Source organism: Lentibacillus kimchii, from assembly GCF_042666895.1.
Lineage (GTDB): Bacteria > Bacillota > Bacilli > Bacillales > Amphibacillaceae > Lentibacillus > Lentibacillus kimchii.
This window is the reverse complement of the sequence record NZ_JBHTGR010000057.1, coordinates 282,434-305,077: the sequence shown is the minus strand read 5'-3', so window position 1 is coordinate 305,077 and position 22,644 is coordinate 282,434. Positions and strand designations below refer to the sequence as shown.

The window sequence follows — 22,644 nt, the reverse complement described above, 5'->3', positions numbered from 1 at the left end:
AAGTAAGAATTAAGTTTCATAATCGTGCATATCATGATAAACTTTTATTTAGGAATGTCTCTATTAAATTGAAGAAGGTGATTTAAATCGTTTATTCACAAGTAGAAATCGCTGAATGGCAACGGGAGTATCCGGTCTTAAAAAATGTCCTGAATTTAAAACCTGTCTTTTGGACGAATCCAAATTTCAAAGGTATAAACGAAGCATCTCTGCCTATAACGCGTGATGATATAGAAGCTGCGGAAGAACTTTGGCAGCGCTTTGCTCCTTTTATCGAAAAAGAATTCCCGGATACGCATGAGACACATGGCGTGCTTGAGTCACCTTTGCGGCCTATTCCTCATATGCAGGCAAGACGTCTGCCTGCAGTAGAAGGATCACTCTATCTGAAATGTGATAATGAATTGCCGATCGCCGGGTCAATTAAAGCGCGGGGCGGCATATATGAAGTACTGCAGCATGCGGAAAAGCTGGCACTTGATGCAGGCATTCTAAAAAAGAGTGATGATTATGCAGTTTTCAGCAGCGAACGATTTAAGACGTTTTTCAATCAGTATTCGATTGGTGTTGGTTCGACCGGAAACTTAGGTTTAAGTATCGGTATCATGAGTGCTAAACTTGGTTTTGACGTATCTGTTTATATGTCCGAAGATGCTAAACGGTGGAAAAAAGACTTGCTTCGGGAAAAAGGTGCCCATGTTCTGGAATATAAAGGTGATTTTGGTAAGGCGATTGCAGCGGGCAGGGAAGAAACAAACGCCAATCCGAAGGGCTACTTCGTTGATGATGAGGATTCCAAACATTTGTTTTTAGGATACAGTGTTGCAGCGCTGCGATTGGAAAAACAGTTACAAGAACAAAATATTCCGGTTGATGCTGAACATCCGTTATTCTTTTATCTGCCGTGTGGCGTCGGTGGTTCACCAGGCGGTCTGACATTTGGCCTAAAACAAATCTTTGGTGATCATGCGCATTGTTTTTTTGTGGAACCGACGCATTCACCATCGGTTTTGATCGGCCTTGCAACCGGGGAAATGGACCATGTCAGCGTCCAGGATTTTGGCATTGATAACAAGACTGAGGCAGACGGCATGGCAGTAGGACGTCCGTCTAAATTTGCAACCCCGATTACTGATCAGCTGGTAAGCGGCATTTATACAATTGATGACGATGAGTTATACCGTCTTCTGTCAATGCTTGCTGACAGTGAAGACATCTGGCTGGAACCATCCGCAACATCAGGTATAACCGGTCCTGAACACGTATTGGAATATTGCCGTGACCAGGAAATTGCTATGGATCAGGTAACACATGTCGCTTGGGCAACTGGCGGAGCACTTGTACCAAAAAATGATATGGAAACATTTTATGAAAAAGGCAAGCAGTTAAACTAAAATGTTCAAAAACATGTTTCATCCGAATGGGTTATAAAATTTAAATAGTATAGACTGTTGCAAAGTTATGGTGGAAGCGAGTAGAATTGGTATGGAGCGGGGCAATACACGTGTTCAGCAACGAGGATATTGCCTCGCTGAGTTTTATATCCGGGTTTACATAATATATATTATAGGAAGTAATGATTAAAATAAGTCAGCATCGTCTCAATAACAAGTATGCTTGTGATAGTGAGACAAGACAAAAAATCACGCTGGCATCTAATATGTTGCAGCGTGATTTATGTTCATTATTCCAGATTAACTTTATCTAATGATTCTTTTGCCGGACCTTCAATAACATCACCTGTAACATCATAACGTGATCCGTGGCATGGACAATCCCATGTCCGATCACCTGAATTCCAGTTAACTTCGCATCCTAAATGTTTGCAAGTCGTATCAACAGCGTACAGCTGATTATCTGAGTCTTTGTAGACGCCTGTTCGTTTTCCGCTAACTCTAGTTATGACGGCATCATCTGGTTTTAAATCCTTGACATTATCATTGGTGTATTCAAGTTTACCTTTAATGAGATGTTTAGCAACGTCCGCTGTCATTTTTGTGAATTCTCGAACAGATGGATCTGCCTCGAATCGTGACGGCGTGAAAAACTCCTGATAAGGGTTATCGTATTGAAGAATCTGATCACTAATTATTTTGGCTGCAATTGTTCCGTGTGTCATTCCCCATTTTCGGAAGCCGGTTGCAACAAATACATTTTCCTCATGTTTACTGACGGGTCCGATATATGGCAATTTATCCAATGTTGTTAAATCCTGTGCTGACCATCTGTAAACAAATTCAGATATCCCAAAATGTTTTTCAGCATAGGCTTGTAAAGCATCATAATGTTCAATTGTTGATTCGGCCTGTCCCGTCTTATGGCTGTCACCGGCAATCAGCCAGAATGTTTCGCCGTTTATGCTGGCTGACCGAATCGATCGCACCGGTGATTCAGCGCTTATATACATACCGCCTGGAAATGACTCCGGCACTTTAACAGCAATGACGTAAGAACGTTCTGGATACATGCGAACCGGATAAAAACCCTCCCCATCATAAAATGGGAAATGCGATGCCTGAATAATATAATTGGCGTTAATCCGGTGACCGTCTTGTGTCACAATAGATGGATGTTTATTGTATTCGATATCGGTTGCTGTTGTCTGTTCGTATAAAGTCAAGCCATTTTGAATGGCTTCATTTAAGAGACCTTTCAAATAATTCACAGGATGGAATTGGGCCTGATCATTCATTTTTAGCACTGATTTCACAGGAATATCCAGTTGTATGCTGTCAGTTAGTTCACCTGAGATGTTTAGCTTGTCATAAGCGTTTTTCTCGGCCTGCAGCTTAGCTGTATAATCTTCTGAATTCGTGAAAATATAAGCATCTTCCTCTTGATAATCACACGCGATGTTTTGGGCGCTGATGGTATCTGCAATAAATTGTTTGGCATCCATGCAGGCCTCATAATACAGAGATGCGTTTTCCGCGCCAAAGTGCTGGATGAGTTCATCGTAAATAACACCATGCTGAGCGGTTATTTTACCAGTTGTATGACCGGTAACACCGTTTAATACATTGCTGGCGTCAATTAACGTTACGTTCCGGCCCTCTTTAGTCAGAATATAAGCAGCTGTCAGGCCGGTGATGCCTCCCCCAACGATGGCAATGTCCGTCTGAATTGATTTATTGAGGTCTGGAAAATCAGGCAGTTCTGCAGAATCTCGCCAGAGTGCTTGTGGAAACTGCGGAAATTGAACCATCTTATATCAATCCTTCCGTGTATCACTACAATTTAGATGCTGATTTTTAGTTTTGGGCATCTAATGATAATTTATTCAGTTTAATGTGTTTTAAAAAAGGGGTTAAACGGTTATACAAAGATAGAACGTTTTTTTAAAGGAGTGACTTAAGATGCTGGCACACGCGATTGTTACCGGCCAGGTACAAGGAGTGGGCTTTCGATATACGGCACAACAGCATGCCGAACAGTATAATTTAAAAGGATGGGTGCAAAATCAGCCAGATGGTTCCGTCGAATTAGAAGTAGAAGGTGAAGATAGTCAGGTAGAATCTTTTCTGCAGAAACTCAGAAAAGGGTTCAGTCCATCTATTCATGTGCATGACATCGAGGTAACAACACAGCAGAAAGAACAGGGTTTTCGCAGATTTTCTATAAAGTAAATTTAAGCCGCTATCATATATGCCAGATAGCGGCTTAAAAAATCTGCTTTCAAAATTTTTCACTATAAGCTCCACATGCATGGCATCCCTTTTAATAAAAATTGTTTTAGTTCATATAATCGTTATGTGCCGATAAAAGCAAGGAGTGATGCTATGTGAAAATTGTCAGTCGCCCGAATGATACGCTGACCTATTACAGTAAGCTGTTTGATGTTCCTCTGATTTTGCTTGAACAAGCCAATCAGGGATTCGATGCCGAGGTGCTGCCGCGTGGCCAAACAGTTCAGATTCCTGGTTATGCCCTATTTTTTGAATCCAGTCCACGCCATACCTTAAAAACGATAGCTATTGAACGAAACATCCTCATTGATCAACTATTAGTAACCAATCAGCTGGTCAGCCCGGATGAACTGTCTCATTATGATCAGATTATTATACCAGAACCTGTCAACGATTTCATTATCACTGACTGTGATCATTATACATCGGCTAAGCTGGAGCGTGACATCCAGAAACTTATGGCGGTTTATCCTTTTATGCGTTCACAATCCGCCGGTTCTACGGTCATGGGAAAAACAATACCTGAATTAGGTATCGGTACCGGAGAAACGCATGTTCATCTCAATGGTTCGTTTCATGCTAATGAATGGATAACAACAGCTGTTATTATGCGTTTTTTAAATGAATATCTCCTAGCTTTGACAAATCAGCTCCCCATTAGGGGTATGAACCTCCACGCCTATTTTTTACAAACTCATTTATCAGTTGTCCCGATGGTGAATTTAGATGGCGTTGATCTGGTTATAGAGGGTGTTGAAGCAGCCGGTGCTTACCAGACCGAAGTCCTCACTTTAAACAATCAGAGTAACGATTTTGCAAATTGGAAAGCAAATATAACAGGCGTTGATTTGAATAATCAGTACCCGGCCTGTTGGGATACAGAAGCAAAACGAAAACCAGATTCACCCCAGCCAAGAGATTACCCTGGTTCCCATCCACTAACCGAGCCGGAAGCATTGGCAATGCAAGCGTTGACAGCGAAACGCGATTTCAAACGTGTTACGGCGCTGCATACGCAAGGCAAAGAAATTTATTGGGGATTTGCAGATTTGGAGCCCTCAGATGCGAAGGCCATAGCCCGAGAATACTGTCGTGTGAGTGGATACCGGCCAGTACAGAATTTAGACAGTTATGCAGGCTTTAAAGACTGGTTTATTCAGGAATTCAGACGTCCCGGTTATACCGTAGAGCTGGGAGCTGGTGTCAATCCCCTATCATTTGAGCAGTTTGAGAGCATTTATCAGGAAGCCTTGGGGATTATGCTGGCCAATTTATATGTATCATGACTTCGGCACGCAATCATGCCCAAGTCATGATGAGGAGTAACCGGCCTCGCGGGGCTCGTTACTCCAATTCTTTAAAATAATGTTTGTAAAATCCACCGACTCGCTGACTGTTATCAATAATAAAGTAAAATTCATCTGTTTCATTTTTCACAGCGTACTGTTTGCCTGGTGTTAGCTTATTATGAACAATGAATTTGTCAGCCGTTGCATGGACACATTCAATTGTTTTAAGGGGTTTGCTGTCTCCCCAATTCAAGTGTATCAACGCTATTCGCTCCTGTGTTGGTTTACATAATCATATTATAGTTACCCTTATTCGAACAGATACAAATAATTTCCGTACCCTTGTTCGTTCATGTCATCTTTCGGGATAAACTTCATGGCTGCCGAGTTCATGCAATAGCGCAAGCCCCCTGCTTCCTCTGGACCATCCTCGAAAACATGACCTAAGTGTGAATCGGCATCCCTGCTCCTTACTTCTGTACGAACCATGCCATGGCTTGTATCCGTATTTTCCTCAACGCGATAGGAATCTACAGGTTTCGTGAAGCTTGGCCAGCCACATGCCGCGTCAAATTTGTCACGTGAGGAAAACAGAACATCGCCTGAAATCAAATCGATGTATATCCCCTCATCCTCATTGTCCCAATAGGCATTCGCGAAAGGACGCTCAGTACCATTTTCCTGTGTGACATGATACTGAGTCGATGTGAGCTTATCTTTCAGCTCAGCCTTATCGGGGGTCTGGCGCCAATTCTTCTCGATAAAATCTTCACGGCCTGACCCCTTTTTATACAGGCGATAGTGAAATGATTGTTTCTTATAATAATCCTGATGTTCTTCTTCAGCCCGGTAAAATGGTTCAGCTGGCAGTATGGGTGTCACAATCGGTTTGGAAAATTTACCACTTGCGGCTAATCGCTCTTTTGACTTTTCGGCTAATTGACGCTGCCTGTCATTATGATAAAAAATAGCCGTTTGGTAAGATTCCCCTCTGTCATTAAATTGTCCACCGCTATCGGTCGGATCAATTTGCTGCCAGAATGTATTAAGGAGCTCATCATAAGACATTATCTCAGGGTTAAATGCAATCTGAACAGTTTCCACATGACCTGTTGTATCTGAGGCGACTTGCTCATATGTCGGATTTTCCACATGTCCGCCCGTATAACCGGAAACTATACTTTCAATTCCTGGTCTTTCATCAAACGGTTCGACCATGCACCAAAAACAGCCGCCTGCAAATGTCGCTAATTCGGTCGTCATAAAATACCTCCATAGATTCAGGATCACTCTAACCCTATTTTTTCGTTTTTAGCCAAAAAAATCAACCACTATGCCTGCTTGAATTAAATAAATAATTTAGGAGTTGATTCACCTGTTTTAATTCTGGGTGCAGCTGGTGAATCAAAAGTCTCTGCTCTATTTTCTGTGTCTGCCGTTGTTTCCAAAGGATCAATGCTGGTATTCTCCTGTTCAGGAAGATCGGGGATAACGTCATCTGCATCATCGTCCTCTGCCTCTGGATCACCTGTATCAGCGTTATTGTCGTTGCTTAATGTTCGCATCATTTTTATGAGAGGCGGCAAGTTTTTAACCATGGGCCCGTATTCCTGAATGATTGGGGCTGTTCTCTGGACCATACTTAATACTTGCTGTAGATTTCCTAATTTTTGTGAAAGACCGCTGATTCGTTCAGGCGACAAAAGACCTTGACCGCCCTGCCCCTGTGGTTTAAAAACCTGTTTTAAACCACCTTCTTCCGTTTGCGGAGGCTGAGGCATACCATTAGGAAACGCTCCTTGGTTAGGTGTCATAAAATTATTTGGCTGCTGTTGGATCGGCCAGACCATTTATATCCTCCCCTTATACTGATCACTTAGGTTATTGTACGTGTGATATAGAGGAAAGTGCAGACCAACATATATAAACATAAGCCTGAGTTTCGCTGATAAATTATTGCCCGGGAAACCGCGCAAGTCAGCATAATAAGACACTTCTGCTGCAAATGATCACGAAAAAACGACCATATTGTCTGAAAAGAATGATTTTCAGGACTTAATCCGGATTATCTAATTTATAGGCTTCCCAGAGTTGATCAAATGCTGCTAAGGCATCGGGAAAAGGACTATTAAACTCCAGATAATTACTAATTTCATAATAATCTGTAGATTGTTTTGGGAAGCTGTGATCATAAAAGAGCCACTCAGCCAAGCGGCTTTTGGCATTCGGCTCTTTTCCCCCTCGGTAAGTTAACGCATAATGATAAAATGAACGCATTTTCCATCCCCCATGCTGTTTAGATGTCAGGAATCACTATCTTCCATGAATTCCTGGTGCTGTTTCAGCTTTTTGCGATATACAAATCCGGACAGATAAATACTGATTTCATACAATAAAACGAGCGGAACAATCGCTACAAGCTGCAGGGTGAAGTCCGGCGGTGTGATCAATGCGCCGACAATCACAAGTATTAGATAGGCATACTTTCTTGATTTGCGCATAAACTGCGGTGTTAACATACCTAAACGGGTTAAAAACATCGCGAGAATCGGAATTTCAAAAAATAAAGCAAATGGAATGACAATCCTGAATAATAATTTAAAGTAACGATCATATGTAAAAATCTCATTGAACATACCGTCATTTAACGATAGAAGGAATGGGATAATCAGCTTCACAAAAATGGTGTAGCCAAAAGCCAGGCCTGCAATAAACAAAATAAAGATAACTGGAATATAAATTAAACTTGTTCGTCGCTCAGGCTTGGTTAATCCCGGTCTTATAAACAGCCATACCTGCAGACATAGGAGCGGCAGCGTCACGATCAACGCAGCAACGCCTGCCAGAGTTAAATAAACTGAGATTAAATCGGTTAAACCGGTCACACTTAATTTGAATGGCAGATCATCTTCAATGAAACCATAAATCCTGTCAATATAGATAAAGCCAACGGCAAAAAAGACAATAAAAAAAACAGCTGTAACGATCAGACGATTTCTGAGCTCGGACAGATGACCGACCACATCCATATCCTTATCTTCGCTGATTTGCTGATCCTCAGACATGCGTACACACTCCTAATATAAGCATAAAGAAGATGTAAGGCTGCCCCCTACACCTTTCTTATCTGCCCATCTCTTTTGGCTGATTGTCATTTTTTCTCGGAATCATCGGATACAATATCTTTCGCTGCATTTTTAAATTCTTTAAGTGAACTTCCGACTGCTTTTCCAATTTCAGGCAATTTAGATGGTCCGAAAACGACTAGAGCAATAACCAGAATTAATATAAGACCGGGGATACCAATACTGCCCAAACCCATTATTTATCACTCCACATGTTTATTTTTTCAGCTTATCTTTGTCTGTCTTATTTGCTCCATCAGATGTGTCACGCGTTAAGTCCTGAGCTGATGTCTTAAATTCACGCAAGGTATTGCCAGCGGCCTTGCCAATTTCCGGCAGTTTCTTCGGCCCGAAAATGACTAAAGCAATGACCAATACGAGGATCAATCCCGGAAAACCGATATTCACAAATACACACCTTCTTAAGGCAAAGTATGGACAACGTTTCACGCTTGCTGGCATACTTCTAAAAAGTTTTAATACTAGGGCAAGTTTAACATGGCAAACGACGTAAAAACAACTATTTATCAACTGTGCTCAGGATGTCATGACTGTTCACACACATAGTTTGTCCTGTTAGGAACAAAGATATTCGTACAGCCTGACCGGATTTTCTGATCAGGGAAACCAGCAGCGCTTCATGATTGATACCGGTCATACTGCAGGAAGTAATAATCATACGGGTTTCGGGCATTTTTCTCGCCAGTTTCCTGAGACGACAAGTGCCATTCCTGTTGCGAAAATTCTGGGAAATATGTATCACCAGGAAAAACATCATCAATCCACGTAATATACATACGGTCTGCATATGGCAGAAATTGTTTAAAAATCGTTTCACCGCCAATCACAAAAAACGATTCTGTCAGTGACTGTTCATGCCTGCTTAAGACAGTTTCGGGACGTCGAACAATTTCAATTCCCTCAGGAAAGGATCTCACTTGGCTGGAAAGAACGATATTGTTGCGATTGGGAAGCGGCCGACCAATGGATTCGAAGGTTTTCCGTCCCATAATAATGGTATGCCCAGTCGTGATTTGTTTAAAAAATTTCAAATCATTCGGTAAGTGCCACGGCATCTCACTCTGGTAACCAATCACATGGTTTCGGTCCATGGCTGCAAGCAGTGCTATCATCCGTTATCTCCCCTTTTTAATCAGACCGCAATCGGTGCCTTAATAGAAGGATGCGGGTTGTAATTAATAAGTGAAAAGTCATCTGTCGTGAAATCAAAAATCGATGACTTATCAGTGTTGATCGTGAGAGCCGGCATTGGTCCGGGACTGCGGCCGAGCTGTGTTTTCACTTGTTCAATATGGTTTGTATAAATATGAGCATCCCCCAACGTATGGATGAACTCACCTGGTTCCAGACCACATTCATAGGCAATTAAATACGTGAGCAATGCGTAACTCGCGATATTAAAAGGAATACCTATAAACATATCGGCACTGCGCTGATACAACTGGCATGATAAAGTTCCATTCGTGACATCAAACTGAAATAGCGTGTGACACGGTGGAAGCGCCATAGATGGCACATCTTCCGGATTCCAGGCAGAAACAATATGACGGCGTGAATCCGGATTATGCTGGATTGACTGAATAACATTATACAGCTGATCAATCGTTTCCTCTCGCGTTGTTTGCCATGCACGCCACTGTTTTCCATAAATGTTACCCAGATCGCCGAATTTTTCCGCAAAAGCCTGGTCATTCAGTATATTGTTCTTAAAGATTGCCATCTGTTCCTGATAGAGCTGTCTAAACTGATGATCCTTCTGCCTGCGATTTCCGAAATCTGTCATATCAGGTCCGTCGTATTCACTGCTTTCCACCCATTGTTTAAAAGCCCACTCGTTCCAAATATTATTGTCATGCTGGATAAGATACCGAATATTGGTATCCCCTTTCATAAACCAGAGAAGCTCGCTGGCAACAAGCCGGAAAGGTACTTTTTTGGTTGTTAATAACGGAAAACCATCGGATAGATCAAACCGCATTTGCCGGCCAAATACGGAATAGGTACCAGTATTGGTCCTGTCTGTTTTTTGTGTCCCGTGCTTCAATATATCCTGACATAAATTTAGATAACTTTGTTCACCTGTTAGCATTTTCCCACCTCACCAGTAATAATAATATAAAATACGACATTACAGCAAATTAATGTACTGTAACACAATCTTAACCCCCATGTTCCGCATAAGCACGCTGAACAGGACATAAACCTTTAAAAAGTCATACAAGAAAGGGGTTATTGCATGCTGAATGGGCCAATGCGTCATTTTGTAAAACAATCGGTCCTGTACACCTGCGTGTTAAGTCAGCCGCTCGCCTTTTATGCTGATGCATATCCTGCACTGCAACATGAGCAACTGGCTGAAGCTGAACAACTGCAATACGCTGATCATGATAAAGCAACCATAACGCTGCAGCAGAAAAGCCTCAAATCATCGTCCTCTGACCAGAAAATTGAAAGTAATGTTGTTTCTTTGACAGAACGTGCCCTGCAGAATTTCGAGGATCATCATGACCTGACAATCACCGAACAGGCAGACCAAAAAATATTAAATACGATTATTGAAAACGAAGACAACCGCTACAAAACACAGTTAGAAAACATGTCGGGATCCGTTCAGCCGAGTATGGATCAAGCCGATGTCAAAACGCTTCAGCTGGCGCTTGATCATTTTGATTATTACCAGGGTAACATTGATGGTTTATATGGACCGCTTACTCAAAAAGCAGTTAAAACAGCTGAAGAAGAACTTGATATGGATCTGATCGATCAAGAAGCTATGGAAGAGCTGTCTAAAGAAAACCAAAACAGTGAACCAGATGACAACGCGAACAACGGGAAAAAAGCAACGTCAACGCAAGACGAACAGGAACAAAAAAATCAAAAGTCAGAAAAAGCAGCAGAAACAGTGAATCAGGAACCAAAACAAGTTAAGGGACAGGATAATCAGCATCAGCAGGCTATCAAAGCGGCGCGTAACCAGATTGGGACACCGTATGACTGGGGCGGCGAATCACCAGACGGATTTGACTGCAGTGGCTTTATTCAATACATTTTTCAAATGGAGGATAAGTCTGTACCGCGCACAGTAAGCGAGATGTGGAATTTTACAGCACACGTTAACAGTCCATCAATTGGTGATCTTGTCTTTTTTGAAACATATAAACCTGGACCATCCCACATGGGCATTTACATTGGCAACGATCAGTTTATTCACGCCGGCGAATCACGTGGCGTGGAAAAAAGCAAACTAAGTAATTCTTATTGGAATGAACGGTATATAGGGGCAGGCAGCGTCCGGTAAGCTACCGTTATTGTTCGGGCAGACCTACGTCAGCTGCCCGATTCTGATATTCGATGTCTGCCACTCAGCGAAAAATTGCTGCAAAAATTGCGTCATAAACTGATGTCTCTGAGCAGCTATCGCTTCACCAGCATCCGTATTCATCATGTCTGTTAACTTGAGTAATTTATCATAGAAATGCTGAATCGTTGTGTATGGCTGCAGCGTTTCCTGATCATCCCAAAATGTTTGGCCGGTTGTTGCGCCATAAGCAAAAGCGCGGGCAATTCCAATCGCTCCGATCGCATCCAGTCTGTCTGCATCCTGAACAATTTTTCCTTCCAATGAGGCTGGTATCGCGCCTCTTGTAAACGAGACCTCTCTAATAGCCTCTTTGATTTGACTAATCTCGTTGCTTGAACAAGCAATTGATTGCAGCAGTTCCGTGATCTCCCTTTGCTGTTTTTCGCCGTCCGTAAATAACTTATGATCATCCGCGTCGTGTAGCCATGCAGCCGTTTCTGTAATGAATAAATCAGCTTGTTCCCGGACCGCAATGGATTGGGCCATTTGGGCAACCCGCTGCATGTGAAAAAAATCATGACCACTCACGTCTCGGTCAAATAAATTAAACACATAATTCCGTATAAGTAACAGTCTGTCCATCATTAAGACAACTCCTTCTCAGCTGGGATTCAACTGAGTGCTATGTGCCCTGTTAAAGTTTGTTTGAGCCATGGGCCTTTTATTGGTTCCAGTGTAACGCAATCAATGATATAAAACATCCTTTAGATTAAAAACGATGAGGCATGATTTCTTGTAATCATGGTTTAATTGCGAAAATATGGCATAATTTATTTCCATTTCTTGACTCCCCTATTTAATTGAGCTATAGTAAATATAAGCAAAGAAGATGCGGATTCATTAACGACAAACAGCTTCTATGAAACTGGATGTAAACGTGATCCAGCACTTCTGCAGGGGCTGTTTTTTATTCCGGTTATCTGCTTTGCATGAATGCTTTAGGAGGATTTCAATAATGGAAAATGGTGTTGTAAAGTGGTTTAATGCGGAAAAAGGCTATGGCTTTATTCAAGTGGAGGAAGGAAATGATGTCTTCGTCCATTATTCCGCTATCCAGGAAGAAGGTTTCAAAACACTCGAAGATGGCCAAAATGTGACGTTTGATATTGTTGAGGGTGACCGTGGCCCTCAAGCTGCAAACGTTGCTAAACAATAACTGACTGAGTCTCTGTATAACGGCGGTAATCTGACATAGATTGCCGCCGTTTTGTATTTGACTGTCTCACGTTTAAAATAAACAGACGGCCGTTAAGTTGTCCTGGTCAGCGCTTCTTCTTCATGGGGGATTCTGACGCGGACTAATAATAAATGAAGAACCGGAAACAGAAAGGCCGTTATTTGCGCTCCAACGAGCAGTGGAATAATAAACAATTCAACAGCCACGATAATATAATTTGGATGCTTAACAAATTTATAAGGACCTTTTTTAATGCGGGCGACTCCCGGGAGTACGATCACCTTTGTATTCCAAAACCGGCCAAGTGATTGAATACACCATACCCTGCTGGCCTGAACGGCCAAAAAGATACTTAGCAGGGTTAAATTAATACGCGCGGGTGACTGCGTCAGTGATATTTCAGCGATGATTGCCAGAAAAAAACTGCAATGAAGCAGAATAAACCATTTATAATGTTTTTCACCCTTTTCAATGCCTCCAAATCGCTTAAGCCATTTTTCATTGCTTCTGGCGATCAGCAGTTCTGTAATCCGCTGTCCTACTATGGCTATTAACAAAATCCACATCCATATTGTCATCTCTCATCCCACTCCAATAATAATAATTCTGAACTGAATCCCGGTCCCAGTGCTGATAAGATACTCGGGAACTTGTCACTGACCGGCTCCTGCATCCATCTGTCCAGCACATATAAAATGGTTGCAGAGGACATATTTCCATGATCCTGGAGCACACCATACGAATGCTTGAATAAATCAGAAGGCGCCTGCACGACGCCTGCCATAGCCTCAAGAACTTTCTTGCCGCCAGGATGAGCTATGTACGATTGAATGGATTGTGGTTCAATCCGTGATTTATGTAAAAATGTAGTCATATGCTGCTGCCAGAACGACCGCACGAGTGCGGGAATCTGCTTTGAAAAGATGACTTCAAGACCAGCATTGGTCACGCGCCAGCCCATGACATCATGGCTGTTCTTTTTAGTAGCTGAACTGGTATCAGCAATACGCGGCTTAGAACCTTTTCCATATGCCATTAGCGGCGAATCGTCCCCTATCACCAGTGCTGCTCCTGCACCGTCTCCGAACAGCGCCGTTCCAACAATGTTACTTTTTTGCACATCATCTTTTTGAAAGGTGAGACTGCATAATTCACAGCAGACAAGGAGCACATTCTGATCAGGGTGTGCCTTGATCCAATCATGAGCTCGCGCCAGACCGTTTGCACCTCCTGCACACCCAAGGCCCCAAAGCGGCATCCGTTTAACATCTTCCCGAAACGGGCGTTCACTCATCAAGAACGTATCCAATGATGGTGTGGCCAATCCTGTACTGGAAACAAATATAATCATATCGATTGCTTCATAGGGGACAGTCTGCTGCAAATACTGCTGGTTCGTTAAACAAGCATCAATTGCCTGCAGTGAATGTTTAACGGCAAGCTTTTGATAAAGCGTATTCTTCTCTTCGAATGAATGCGCTTGTTTGAACCAGTCTGCATCAACTGCTAACTGTCGTCTGTCAATTTGCGCATGGTCAAAGACTGGTAACAGCCGGTTAACCAATCGTTCTTCCTCACTGCTGAAAATGTTTTTAACCAAAGACTTAATAGATGCTTGAGTCATATCGTGTGGTGGGATCCCGATGCCTACTGAGCTAATCACTCGATGATCCTCCTTTATATGTTACAACCTAACCGTACCGTGTTAGATAGTTTGGCTATTTTCGGCAAAAATATAACACTTATCCAATAGATTATTTAAATAAAAAACAGGGGCGCTTTTGCCCCTGTTTTTGCGTAAAATGTACCATTTTTCATACGTTATTCTGTTTTTTTCCGAAGTACTGATAATAATCAGTCTGAATGAATCCGTTAAACAGTTTTCGTTTTTTTGTAGCTGTTTCGCCGTAGTATTTCTCAAATTCGGCAAATGCCGATAGGATATAGACACTCCATGAGGGGTGTGTGTGCATAATGCTGCCTAAATCTTGATAAAGTGAAGCAATTTCCGACTTGTCCCCAAGGCGTTCACCGTATGGCGGGTTCGTTACCAAATAGCCATTGGTCGCCGTAATTGTCAGATCACGTGCCTGCATTTGTTTCCAGGTAATCAGATCACCAAGTCCTGCCTCTTCAGCGTTACTTTTCGCAATGCCAATCAGCTTGTGATCGATATCCGATCCCCTAATGTTAAGCTTCTGATCGTAATTGGCTTTATCTTCTACTTCTTCAAAGGCTTCGTCCCAATAACGCTTCTTAATCCATTTCCACTCTTCAGAAGCAAAATCGCGATTAAAGCCAGGTGCGATATTCTGACCGATTAATGCAGCTTCGATCGGAATCGTTCCCGAACCGCTGAATGGATCAAGGAATGGTTCATCCGGTTTCCAATTCGTCAGCAGAACCAGGGCTGCTGCCATGGTTTCTTTTAATGGAGCTTCACCCTGCCCTGTGCGATAGCCCCGCTTATGTAATCCCGAACCAGATGTATCAATAGTCAATACAGCCTCATCTTTATGTATCGCTACTTCAACTTTAAATAGCGCACCCGTTTCAGCTAATTTTCCGGCTACACCGTACTTTAACTTTAAACGCTCCGCAATCGCTTTTTTGACGATAGCCTGACAATCGGGGACGCTGTGCAGCGTTGATTTCACTGACTTTCCTGAAACAGGGAATTTCCCCTCTTCAGTTATAAACTGTTCCCATGGCAATGCTTTTGTCGCTTCAAATAAGTCATCAAACGTCGCAGCTTCAAATTGTCCTATCTGCAGCTTGACGCGATCCGCACTCCGAAGCCATAAATTACTGCGAGGGATAGCTGATATGGGCGCATCATACATAACTTTGCCGTTATCAACCTGCACGTCATAACCTAATTGCTTAACTTCTTGTGCAACGACTGATTCCAGTCCCATAGCTGCTGTTGCTAGCAACCTTACTGTTTGTGCCATAACGTTTTTCCTTTCGTTTTAGAGTAAAAGCATAATCAGTTTACCACATGCTGGCGTCATTTAAAAAACCTTTCTGAACTGTATCAGAAAGGTTACCCGTTAATCGTTAAAAGACCATTGAATACTTGATAAGCCATGTTCTGTTCCGTGGTACTTTTGCGGTGGTCAGCCTTGTACATCCGGTCGTAATCATCTATCTACAGACATAAACCTATGCCTGTCCCTTTTTCGGTTCAATTCCCTAATCAAGGATGCCCCTACCAATATTTGGGTTGCTCACTCGTGGGGTTTACCGCGTTCCACCCGGACTGTTTCCAATCCAGCTGCGTCACTGTGGCACTTTCAAGTGTCATTATCCCTGTCATTTGATTTAGGATGTTCCACTGCCGTTAGCTTGTTCGGGCTACCCTGACTTATGACTTCATCAGGCACGAACACTACAGGCATCGCAGCCTGTGTGAGCATGGACTTTCCTCTGTATATGATAGATATACAGCGATTACGCAAGTACTCAATTCATTTCGTCATTCATTATAGCACAAATCTTAAACAAATACACTGGTAATTTTAATCATGATTCGGAATCTGTCGATTTTTTGCCGAAAACAGCTTTTTCAAGGTTGGACACACGTTTAAGTATATCGTAATTGACTTGGTGATTCGGTGCAGATGTGCGGCTTTTCGCCTGATCAGGCTGTTTTTTGAGCCGCTCATTCTCCTGCTGCAGTCTATCAATCTCCTGCTGGAAAGTTTCATAATCCTGTATAACTGTATCCAGAAATTCATCGACCTCTTCCTGATTGTAGCCTCGCATACCTGTTTTAAATTCTTTTTCCAGTATATCTTTTCCTGTCAGCTGAATCTGATTGGCACTCATTTCTCCGTTCACCTCAGACTGTCAATTATTCATGTATATAACAATACCTGTCCATAGGAATTTATATGACCTTATGATGTCATGTATGCCTAATTCAGTATAACATGATACCCGTTTGTTGTCTCATACCAACTTCACGCTTCACCAAATGGGGCTGAGCATGCTGGCCTCATTTGTCCATATCATCTGACTGGAATGAAAATGGCAGCAGATCATCAACTGTGACAGGCTTCGTTTCATTATTGTTGTTTGTTAAATAAATGACCGTGTCATGATCAAAAAATTCACTCATAACTTGACGGCATGAACCGCATGGCGGGACTGGCCGTTCTGTATCAGCCGCGACTGCCATCTCCGTGAACGTATACTCACCATCCGAAATAGCGTTGAAGATAGCTACACGTTCAGCACAGCAGCTGACTGGGTAGGCAGCGTTTTCAATATTGCATCCTGTATAGACCTTTCCAGATCCCGTTATTAGAGCAGCGCCAACTGGAAAACCGGAATAAGGAACATAAGCTCGTGCTTTCATTTCATTTGCATTATCCAGTAATGTCTGTGACCCCATCTTATTTCATCTCCTATAATGTGAGTGAGAGAATATTATAAGCAAAAATATGTGGTTTGTAAAGGGATTCAGACCTTTTTCAGTTCATTAAGCAGCTGATCCAGAATGAACTGGATGGAGTGATGAAATTCCATATACTGCTTGCGTCTCACGTCAACATAGTAACTGTTGAGCAGCAAAAGCTCCATATTCTCGCGTGTTGATGAGACCTGCTGCGGATGCATATTTATCTTTCGTTCTTTAACAGCCCTGAGTGCATTTTCCTCCCATTCGGCGAGTAGTGCATAAACAGGTTCTGTGCGCTTTTTAACCATTTCAAAAAAAGCTTTATCGAGTTTGCTTTCCGGTGGATTATTTGCCTCATAAATTGCTTTCAATTGATCAAGCTGTTCAACAAGCTGTCTGGTTTGCTGTTCTAACGTCATACCAATCCTATCCTCTGCTATAGTTTAATGGCCATTTCCAGTTTACCATTCAGATTGTTAAAAAACAGCCGGTATAACGACCTTTTCCTGAAATGGAGGCAAATTCAAATGAGAAGCAGTAACATGGCAGCTTCGAATATTAATGCAACTGATATTATTTATGCTGTTTAAAACGCGGCTGATAAGACTTCTCGAAACGTCCATCGCTAACTGTTGTTATTTTTTCTTCCATTAGATGTAATTGATCAGCTAGTTTGGTTAGTGCTTTTTCGGCTTCCTGCTTCTGCTTGGATTGGTGTTGTTTAAGAGGGATGGTCATTAGGAAAACATCTCCTTTTTTATAATACCTATAGTCGTATTTCGTGTTTTGCCCCCTATTCCCTTCCTGTCCGACAAAACTAGAAGAAGCATGCTAAAAACCGTGTAGATCCTTGTTTTTTAGACACACTAAAGACTGTTAGGAGGGAAGCATATGGGCAAAAAGAAACCATCTGAACAAAAAACAAACCGCCATCATCAGAAACAAGCAAACCGCAGCCGCGATAAAAAATTAGACGGCCCGAACCGCCCTTCAACCTGAAACGCATAAACATGGTACAGAAAATACGTGTCTAAATTAGGAAGAATGTCTTATAAAAAGGATTTGTGCTATCACAAATCCTTTTTTTACGTTAAAATATCTTTGACATGACTGTAAGCATACATCAGCCGTCGCCGGTTATAAAATTGCTTTTTAATTTGGGGATCTGGGGTTAAGGATACAGTGGCCAGCCACTTTGCTTGAACCCTTTTTCGTTTATTCCAGTCTCGCCGCCATTTATCCTGATGAGCAATGACCGGATAGACCGAACGCAGCAGAGGAGCGGCTTCTATCTCTATACCGCAATAGCGTTCATAATCCCGCCGTGAGCCGGTATGTTCAACTGACTGGGCAAATTCAAGCAACGGGCGGTAAACCTGCGGGTGGAACACAATCGAGGCGAGTGTTTTCCCCATTTCAATTCGTTTATTAATACTTGTAAAGTCATGAACGAATGCACCATATACATGCTGTGATGCTGTTGGCAGCAAAACAGCGTTTAAAAGGAAAAAATCCTGCAGGAAATATGCTGGACGCAGGAAAACACGGTACTTAAAATAGTCCTGCTTAATAACAGGATGCTCAATAACATTTTGCTCATTGATGATAAGCGCCAGCATTAGGCGCTCAGCATCCTGATGCTGCCAAAACACTTCCCACTCCTGTTGCATGTAGCGGGAAACCTGAAACGCCGGTAATAAATGAAACAGTGACTGCTGGGTATCTATCGAAAGCTGATAAAGCAATAATTGCGGATAGGCATCTGCAAAGATAAGCCAGTTAGAACGTTCATAAGTCATAAACATGCTCCAGCGCTGCCTGGCTGAAAGGATTGCTATAAAAGGGGACAGCCATAAGTCCGTCATATTCCAGCCTGCATTCCGGGAAACCATACTGGCCAAAAAAGCCCACTTAATTTCCGGAAAAGCGGCATAAAAACGCTGATAAGCTTTCGTACGAGCAATATTATCCACGTTGTGCTTATCGGTTTGGGATCGTATATAATGGATATAATCATGGTTGTGCCACCGGAAAGTTGTCATGCAATAACTCCTTTTTTACGTATATATAGTCAATGATTGGTTTTTTTGATATGATACTGTAATCAGGTTTAGGAGGCGTATCAGTGGATTATCCAAACGGCAAAAAAAGTCAGTATTCCCGCCGTCCATCGGCAGCAAATCAAACCATGAGCTTTAGTAATCGGGGGATGACACTGGAAGCGGATATAAACGCAACCAACACGTTTTATCGTGAAATGGATAAGGCTATGATCCATAAAAAGCCGACACCTGTTCAAATCGTTAACGTTCATTATCCCAAGCGGAGTGCCGCTGTTATTACAGAGGGCTATTTTAAGCAGCCTTCTACTACCGATTACAATGGCATATATCGTGGACAGCATATTGACTTTGAAGCCAAGGAAACAAAAAATAAGACTAGGTTCCCGCTTGGCAACATTCATGAACATCAAATAAGCCATATGAAATCGATAGCCACGCACGGCGGTATAACCTTTTTAATTATTCGTTTTTCTGTCTATAATGAAACCTATTGCATCCCTGCTGAAACATTTTTCCCATTCTGGGATAATCATTTAAATGGCGGGAAAAAGTCGATCCCGTATGAAACAATTCAGCGTCAGGGTTATCGCATTCCATTTCATTATCAGGCAAGAGTTGACTACCTGACCATTATTGATCAGCTTTACTTTTAGGTTGAAGGAGGATGCGTTATGGCGACAAATGGCCAGTCCCGCACTGCTAGAAGAAAACAGAAAAAAACGGCCAAAAAACCCACTTGGAAGAAAGTGCTTCTGATTATTGGTATTGCTGTACTCGCTATTGGTATCGGTGTTGGAGCACTGTTCACGTATTATATTGCCACAGCACCAGCAATTGATGCATCAGAACTCGAATCACCTTATTCATCTGAATTATATGATATGGACGGCGATTTTTTTGCAGATTTGGCAGGAAGCGAGCAGCGTACGAAAGTTGAATATGATGAATTGCCGCAAGTCTTGATTGATGCGGTTATTTCTACCGAAGATACACGTTTCTTTGAACACCATGGTGTTGATCTTTACCGGGTGGGCGGAGCTATCCTTGCCAACTTGAAAAATGGCTTTGGTTCTGAAGGTGCCAGTACTATCACACAGCAGCTTGTGGAAAAATCTTTTCTCTCACCGGAAAAGAAAATAAGTATTAAAGTACAGGAAATGTGGCTTGCCCTGAAGCTGGAGCGGCAATATTCCAAGGAAGAGATACTGCAATTTTACTTGAACAAGATTTATTATGGCAATCAGGCCTATGGTGTTGGAAGAGCAGCTGAGCTGTATTTTGGCAAAAGCGATCTCAGTAAACTGACATTGCCAGAGGCGGCTATTTTGGCTGGTTTACCGCAGAGACCAACGGGTTATAATCCATTTGAGCATCCAGATGTCATGAAGGATCGGATGCATACTGTGTTGGATCGCATGGTAGCTAATGACACTATAAAGGAAAGTGAAGCCAAAGAAGCCAAAGATGTGGACATCCCTTCGCTTCTGAGAGACAAAAAACCTGATCCAACGCCTTATCAGGCGTTTCTGCAGGAAGTGCGTGACGAGGTTAAAGAAAAAGTTGACGGCGCTGATATTTACACAGATGGGTTAAAGATTTATACAACGATTGATCAGGACGCCCAGGATCGTGTTGAATTCTTACTTTCTGATGATGCCGATAATCCAGTAAAATACCCTGAATCGATTGTCGATTCCCAGGATAAGGAACATAAAATGCAGGCCGGTATGACTGTTCTGGATACAAAAACCGGTGCTATACGCGCGATTGGCGGTGCCCGCGGCGGCCTTAAAAATGATGGGTATAACTATGCAACGGATATAGATCGTCAGCCAGGATCGACATTCAAACCAATCATGGATTATGGCCCAATCATCGAAAATGAAAAGTGGTCAACGTATCATCAATTAAATGATGATGGCCCCTATGATATTGCTGGAAGTGATGAAACAGTTACAACATGGGCAAGTCAGTATTATGGCTGGGTCAGCATGCGTTATGCTCTGCAGCAGTCACTGAACGTTCCAGCTGTTAAAACGTTTGATAAAGTCGGGCTTAAGCATGCTAAGTCATTTGCTCAAGGTCTTGGCATTTCAATTGGCGATACAGATATGAAACTAACCGATGGCATTGGCGGAGGCAAAATTGGCACGAATCCGCTTGAACTTGCGGGTGCGTACAGCGCGTTCGGTAATGATGGTGTCTATAACAAGCCTTATGCTGTGACAAAGGTAGAATTTCCAGACAGCGGCAGAACGGTTGAATTAACACCAGAGCCTGAGGCGGCGATGTCCGAATCAACGGCTTATATGATCACCGATATGCTGCAGACCGTCATTGAAGAAGGAACCGGCACACAAGCGAACGTACCTGGTTTGCCGGATGCTGGTAAAACAGGCACCACGACACGAGAAGGTGTGGATGGTTCACCGGATTCCTGGTTCAGTGGCTATTCGACAAATTATACCGTTTCGGTTTGGACCGGGTTTAATAATAATAATATAGCTGTCCCTGATACAAAAGTATCACAAGCGTTATATAAAAACATGATGGCGGAACTGTCGAAAGATACGGAGACAGCAGATTTCACCAAACCTGATTCAGTTGTGGAAGTACCCGTAGAAAAGGGTACAGACCCTGCCAAATTGCCTAGTGATTATACGCCGTCGTCTAAAATTGTAAACGAACTGTTTGTGAAGGGGACAGAACCAACGAAAACATCCGAACATTTTGAGGATCTTGATCCAGTCAGTGACTTGGAAGCTAACTATGATGAAGATGCCAATACGATTCAACTTGAATGGGACTACGATTCAGACGATGATGTTTCTTATGACGTCAGTGCGCGTATCGATGATGGCGACATGCAGAAACTGTCGTCAACCGATGATACGTCGATGGAAATTTCTGATGTGGAGTCAGATGCCGCATATGATATTCAAGTGGTAGCGAGAGATGATGATGGCCATACAAGTGATCCGGCTTCTGCGACCATTAAAGTGCCCGGAGACGAAGATGAAAATGAAGGAGAAGATGAAGGAGAAGATGAAGGAGATATCCCCGGTGTTAGCAATCTGAACGCTAAACGGGACAATTCAAATATAGATGTATCCTGGCAATATGATGGACCGCCAGCTCAATTTGAAGTTGCCGTGGCCGGTGGAAACAGCCAGCAGCAGACACAAACGGTCGCATCGAACGGAATCATCATTCAAGGCGTGCAGCCGGGTTCGTACACAATAACCGTGACCCCGATTGGTCAGAATGAAGGTAACAAGGGCGAATCGAACCGCACCCAGATTGAAATAGAAGATAATTCTGATAATCAGTCAGAGGGAAACCAGCAGGATAATAACAATCCTCAAAATGATAGTCAGAATGGAAATAACGATAACCAATCCGAGAATAACCAAAATAATGGTAATAATGATCAGGGAAATGGTGATGACGAAAATAACGAAAATGACGAAGATAACGAAGATGGCGGGGACGAAAATTGATCGTCCATTTAAAAAGA

At 42.5% G+C, this 22,644-nt stretch carries 27 protein-coding genes and 1 other RNA gene; 8 read left to right on the top strand and 20 right to left on the bottom strand.

Translation table 11 applies throughout. The features are described from left to right. Window positions 1-86: 86 nt before the first annotated feature. On the top strand, window positions 87-1,394 hold the full coding sequence (locus ACFQU8_RS13930; protein WP_382361712.1) for a D-serine ammonia-lyase: 1,308 nt from the start codon (window positions 87-89) through the stop codon (window positions 1,392-1,394). A gap of 290 nt (window positions 1,395-1,684) precedes the next feature. Here the strand turns inward: ACFQU8_RS13930 and ACFQU8_RS13925 are convergent, their stop codons facing one another. After that, the gene (locus tag ACFQU8_RS13925) at window positions 1,685-3,205 is read right to left on the bottom strand and encodes an FAD-dependent oxidoreductase (protein ID WP_382361515.1); all 1,521 of its coding nucleotides are present in this window, start codon (window positions 3,203-3,205) and stop codon (window positions 1,685-1,687) included. Window positions 3,206-3,356: 151 nt separating this feature from the next. Between ACFQU8_RS13925 and ACFQU8_RS13920 the strand changes: the two genes are divergently transcribed. Together ACFQU8_RS13920 and ACFQU8_RS13915 are read left to right on the top strand one after the other, a co-directional pair. Continuing rightward, window positions 3,357-3,626 carry an acylphosphatase gene (locus ACFQU8_RS13920; protein WP_382361513.1) on the top strand — a complete coding sequence of 90 codons (270 nt, stop codon included), beginning with the start codon at window positions 3,357-3,359 and terminating at the stop codon, window positions 3,624-3,626. A gap of 155 nt (window positions 3,627-3,781) precedes the next feature. Beyond that, window positions 3,782-4,972, top strand: coding sequence for a M14 family metallopeptidase (locus ACFQU8_RS13915; RefSeq protein WP_382361510.1), 1,191 nt, complete (start codon window positions 3,782-3,784; stop codon window positions 4,970-4,972). 58 nt (window positions 4,973-5,030) lie between these two features. Here ACFQU8_RS13915 and ACFQU8_RS13910 read toward each other — a convergent pair whose 3' ends face one another. The 9 genes from ACFQU8_RS13910 to ACFQU8_RS13870 all read right to left on the bottom strand — a co-directional run bounded on the left by ACFQU8_RS13910 (window position 5,031) and on the right by ACFQU8_RS13870 (window position 10,210). Then, window positions 5,031-5,237 (bottom strand): DUF6501 family protein, encoded by a 207-nt coding sequence (locus ACFQU8_RS13910; RefSeq protein ID WP_382361507.1) that lies wholly within the window; start codon window positions 5,235-5,237, stop codon window positions 5,031-5,033. A gap of 47 nt (window positions 5,238-5,284) precedes the next feature. Further along, complete coding sequence (msrA, locus tag ACFQU8_RS13905) at window positions 5,285-6,238, bottom strand: peptide-methionine (S)-S-oxide reductase MsrA (protein ID WP_382361504.1); 954 nt, start codon at window positions 6,236-6,238, stop codon at window positions 5,285-5,287. A gap of 83 nt (window positions 6,239-6,321) precedes the next feature. Then, window positions 6,322-6,825, bottom strand: coding sequence for a VrrA/YqfQ family protein (vrrA, locus tag ACFQU8_RS13900; protein ID WP_382361501.1), 504 nt, complete (start codon window positions 6,823-6,825; stop codon window positions 6,322-6,324). Window positions 6,826-7,030: 205 nt separating this feature from the next. Then, the gene (locus tag ACFQU8_RS13895) at window positions 7,031-7,252 is read right to left on the bottom strand and encodes a YozE family protein (protein WP_382361498.1); all 222 of its coding nucleotides are present in this window, start codon (window positions 7,250-7,252) and stop codon (window positions 7,031-7,033) included. Between the two features lie 26 nt (window positions 7,253-7,278). Further along, entirely contained in the window at window positions 7,279-8,040 is a 762-nt protein-coding gene (tatC, locus tag ACFQU8_RS13890; RefSeq protein WP_382361495.1) for a twin-arginine translocase subunit TatC, read from the bottom strand. An 86-nt stretch (window positions 8,041-8,126) separates the two neighbouring features. Beyond that, window positions 8,127-8,297: a twin-arginine translocase TatA/TatE family subunit gene (locus ACFQU8_RS13885; protein WP_382361492.1), complete on the bottom strand. Its 171-nt coding sequence runs from the start codon at window positions 8,295-8,297 to the stop codon at window positions 8,127-8,129. A gap of 19 nt (window positions 8,298-8,316) precedes the next feature. After that, a complete protein-coding gene (locus ACFQU8_RS13880; protein WP_382361489.1) occupies window positions 8,317-8,562 on the bottom strand; it encodes a twin-arginine translocase TatA/TatE family subunit in 246 nt (81 codons plus the stop codon). Window positions 8,563-8,738: 176 nt separating this feature from the next. Next, window positions 8,739-9,233, bottom strand: coding sequence for a dihydrofolate reductase (locus ACFQU8_RS13875; RefSeq protein WP_382361486.1), 495 nt, complete (start codon window positions 9,231-9,233; stop codon window positions 8,739-8,741). 20 nt (window positions 9,234-9,253) lie between these two features. Continuing rightward, complete coding sequence (locus ACFQU8_RS13870; protein ID WP_382361483.1) at window positions 9,254-10,210, bottom strand: thymidylate synthase; 957 nt, start codon at window positions 10,208-10,210, stop codon at window positions 9,254-9,256. A gap of 147 nt (window positions 10,211-10,357) precedes the next feature. On the opposite strand from ACFQU8_RS13870, the gene ACFQU8_RS13865 reads away from it, so the two are divergent. Then, window positions 10,358-11,419 (top strand): C40 family peptidase, encoded by a 1,062-nt coding sequence (locus ACFQU8_RS13865; RefSeq protein ID WP_382361480.1) that lies wholly within the window; start codon window positions 10,358-10,360, stop codon window positions 11,417-11,419. Window positions 11,420-11,443: 24 nt separating this feature from the next. Here ACFQU8_RS13865 and ACFQU8_RS13860 read toward each other — a convergent pair whose 3' ends face one another. After that, complete coding sequence (locus ACFQU8_RS13860; protein WP_382361477.1) at window positions 11,444-12,067, bottom strand: HD domain-containing protein; 624 nt, start codon at window positions 12,065-12,067, stop codon at window positions 11,444-11,446. A gap of 370 nt (window positions 12,068-12,437) precedes the next feature. Between ACFQU8_RS13860 and ACFQU8_RS13855 the strand changes: the two genes are divergently transcribed. Next, window positions 12,438-12,638, top strand: coding sequence for a cold-shock protein (locus ACFQU8_RS13855; RefSeq protein WP_382361474.1), 201 nt, complete (start codon window positions 12,438-12,440; stop codon window positions 12,636-12,638). A gap of 92 nt (window positions 12,639-12,730) precedes the next feature. Here the strand turns inward: ACFQU8_RS13855 and ACFQU8_RS13850 are convergent, their stop codons facing one another. The 8 genes from ACFQU8_RS13850 to ACFQU8_RS13815 form a co-directional block, all read right to left on the bottom strand. Beyond that, window positions 12,731-13,237, bottom strand: coding sequence for an isoprenylcysteine carboxyl methyltransferase family protein (locus ACFQU8_RS13850; protein ID WP_382361471.1), 507 nt, complete (start codon window positions 13,235-13,237; stop codon window positions 12,731-12,733). Next, window positions 13,234-14,322 (bottom strand): type III polyketide synthase, encoded by a 1,089-nt coding sequence (locus ACFQU8_RS13845; protein ID WP_382361468.1) that lies wholly within the window; start codon window positions 14,320-14,322, stop codon window positions 13,234-13,236. Before ACFQU8_RS13845 ends, ACFQU8_RS13850 begins: the two co-directional genes overlap by 4 nt. Before the next feature lie 151 nt (window positions 14,323-14,473). Next, entirely contained in the window at window positions 14,474-15,613 is a 1,140-nt protein-coding gene (locus ACFQU8_RS13840; protein ID WP_382361465.1) for a THUMP domain-containing class I SAM-dependent RNA methyltransferase, read from the bottom strand. 124 nt (window positions 15,614-15,737) lie between these two features. Beyond that, an RNA gene (gene rnpB / locus ACFQU8_RS13835) (RNase P RNA component class B) lies at window positions 15,738-16,124 on the bottom strand. A gap of 60 nt (window positions 16,125-16,184) precedes the next feature. After that, the gene (gene gpsB, locus ACFQU8_RS13830; RefSeq protein WP_382361462.1) at window positions 16,185-16,490 is read right to left on the bottom strand and encodes a cell division regulator GpsB; all 306 of its coding nucleotides are present in this window, start codon (window positions 16,488-16,490) and stop codon (window positions 16,185-16,187) included. 169 nt (window positions 16,491-16,659) lie between these two features. Beyond that, complete coding sequence (locus tag ACFQU8_RS13825) at window positions 16,660-17,058, bottom strand: cytidine deaminase (RefSeq protein WP_382361459.1); 399 nt, start codon at window positions 17,056-17,058, stop codon at window positions 16,660-16,662. Window positions 17,059-17,126: 68 nt separating this feature from the next. Next, on the bottom strand, window positions 17,127-17,483 hold the full coding sequence (locus ACFQU8_RS13820) for a DUF1798 family protein (RefSeq protein ID WP_382361456.1): 357 nt from the start codon (window positions 17,481-17,483) through the stop codon (window positions 17,127-17,129). Between the two features lie 154 nt (window positions 17,484-17,637). Continuing rightward, window positions 17,638-17,802, bottom strand: a complete 165-nt coding sequence (locus ACFQU8_RS13815; protein ID WP_382361453.1) for a hypothetical protein — start codon at window positions 17,800-17,802, stop codon at window positions 17,638-17,640. Window positions 17,803-17,955: 153 nt separating this feature from the next. Between ACFQU8_RS13815 and ACFQU8_RS13810 the strand changes: the two genes are divergently transcribed. Further along, window positions 17,956-18,063, top strand: a complete 108-nt coding sequence (locus ACFQU8_RS13810; protein WP_382361450.1) for a spore protein — start codon at window positions 17,956-17,958, stop codon at window positions 18,061-18,063. Between the two features lie 86 nt (window positions 18,064-18,149). Here the strand turns inward: ACFQU8_RS13810 and ACFQU8_RS13805 are convergent, their stop codons facing one another. Further along, window positions 18,150-19,106: a DUF2515 family protein gene (locus tag ACFQU8_RS13805; protein ID WP_382361447.1), complete on the bottom strand. Its 957-nt coding sequence runs from the start codon at window positions 19,104-19,106 to the stop codon at window positions 18,150-18,152. 83 nt (window positions 19,107-19,189) lie between these two features. On the opposite strand from ACFQU8_RS13805, the gene recU reads away from it, so the two are divergent. Together recU and ACFQU8_RS13795 are read left to right on the top strand one after the other, a co-directional pair. After that, entirely contained in the window at window positions 19,190-19,780 is a 591-nt protein-coding gene (gene recU, locus ACFQU8_RS13800) for a Holliday junction resolvase RecU (RefSeq protein ID WP_382361444.1), read from the top strand. Window positions 19,781-19,798: 18 nt separating this feature from the next. After that, window positions 19,799-22,627: a transglycosylase domain-containing protein gene (locus ACFQU8_RS13795; RefSeq protein ID WP_382361441.1), complete on the top strand. Its 2,829-nt coding sequence runs from the start codon at window positions 19,799-19,801 to the stop codon at window positions 22,625-22,627. The last annotated feature ends 17 nt before the right edge of the window (window positions 22,628-22,644 follow it).

What these genes read in the sequence shown, in the direction of transcription:
- ACFQU8_RS13875 (WP_382361486.1), bottom strand. Translation starts at nt 9,233, where the DNA reads ATGATAGCACTGCTTGCAGCCATGGACCGAAACCATGTGATTGGTTAC.
- ACFQU8_RS13810 (WP_382361450.1), top strand. Translation starts at nt 17,956, where the DNA reads ATGGGCAAAAAGAAACCATCTGAACAAAAAACAAACCGCCATCATCAG.
- ACFQU8_RS13825 (WP_382361459.1), bottom strand. Translation starts at nt 17,058, where the DNA reads ATGGGGTCACAGACATTACTGGATAATGCAAATGAAATGAAAGCACGA.
- ACFQU8_RS13895 (WP_382361498.1), bottom strand. Translation starts at nt 7,252, where the DNA reads ATGCGTTCATTTTATCATTATGCGTTAACTTACCGAGGGGGAAAAGAG.
- ACFQU8_RS13840 (WP_382361465.1), bottom strand. Translation starts at nt 15,613, where the DNA reads ATGGCACAAACAGTAAGGTTGCTAGCAACAGCAGCTATGGGACTGGAA.
- ACFQU8_RS13885 (WP_382361492.1), bottom strand. Translation starts at nt 8,297, where the DNA reads ATGGGTTTGGGCAGTATTGGTATCCCCGGTCTTATATTAATTCTGGTT.
- ACFQU8_RS13925 (WP_382361515.1), bottom strand. Translation starts at nt 3,205, where the DNA reads ATGGTTCAATTTCCGCAGTTTCCACAAGCACTCTGGCGAGATTCTGCA.
- ACFQU8_RS13880 (WP_382361489.1), bottom strand. Translation starts at nt 8,562, where the DNA reads ATGCCAGCAAGCGTGAAACGTTGTCCATACTTTGCCTTAAGAAGGTGT.
- ACFQU8_RS13805 (WP_382361447.1), bottom strand. Translation starts at nt 19,106, where the DNA reads ATGACAACTTTCCGGTGGCACAACCATGATTATATCCATTATATACGA.
- tatC (WP_382361495.1), bottom strand. Translation starts at nt 8,040, where the DNA reads ATGTCTGAGGATCAGCAAATCAGCGAAGATAAGGATATGGATGTGGTC.
- vrrA (WP_382361501.1), bottom strand. Translation starts at nt 6,825, where the DNA reads ATGGTCTGGCCGATCCAACAGCAGCCAAATAATTTTATGACACCTAAC.
- msrA (WP_382361504.1), bottom strand. Translation starts at nt 6,238, where the DNA reads ATGACGACCGAATTAGCGACATTTGCAGGCGGCTGTTTTTGGTGCATG.
- gpsB (WP_382361462.1), bottom strand. Translation starts at nt 16,490, where the DNA reads ATGAGTGCCAATCAGATTCAGCTGACAGGAAAAGATATACTGGAAAAA.
- ACFQU8_RS13820 (WP_382361456.1), bottom strand. Translation starts at nt 17,483, where the DNA reads ATGACGTTAGAACAGCAAACCAGACAGCTTGTTGAACAGCTTGATCAA.
- ACFQU8_RS13855 (WP_382361474.1), top strand. Translation starts at nt 12,438, where the DNA reads ATGGAAAATGGTGTTGTAAAGTGGTTTAATGCGGAAAAAGGCTATGGC.
- ACFQU8_RS13865 (WP_382361480.1), top strand. Translation starts at nt 10,358, where the DNA reads ATGCTGAATGGGCCAATGCGTCATTTTGTAAAACAATCGGTCCTGTAC.
- ACFQU8_RS13850 (WP_382361471.1), bottom strand. Translation starts at nt 13,237, where the DNA reads ATGACAATATGGATGTGGATTTTGTTAATAGCCATAGTAGGACAGCGG.
- ACFQU8_RS13795 (WP_382361441.1), top strand. Translation starts at nt 19,799, where the DNA reads ATGGCGACAAATGGCCAGTCCCGCACTGCTAGAAGAAAACAGAAAAAA.
- ACFQU8_RS13860 (WP_382361477.1), bottom strand. Translation starts at nt 12,067, where the DNA reads ATGATGGACAGACTGTTACTTATACGGAATTATGTGTTTAATTTATTT.
- ACFQU8_RS13870 (WP_382361483.1), bottom strand. Translation starts at nt 10,210, where the DNA reads ATGCTAACAGGTGAACAAAGTTATCTAAATTTATGTCAGGATATATTG.
- ACFQU8_RS13920 (WP_382361513.1), top strand. Translation starts at nt 3,357, where the DNA reads ATGCTGGCACACGCGATTGTTACCGGCCAGGTACAAGGAGTGGGCTTT.
- ACFQU8_RS13815 (WP_382361453.1), bottom strand. Translation starts at nt 17,802, where the DNA reads ATGACCATCCCTCTTAAACAACACCAATCCAAGCAGAAGCAGGAAGCC.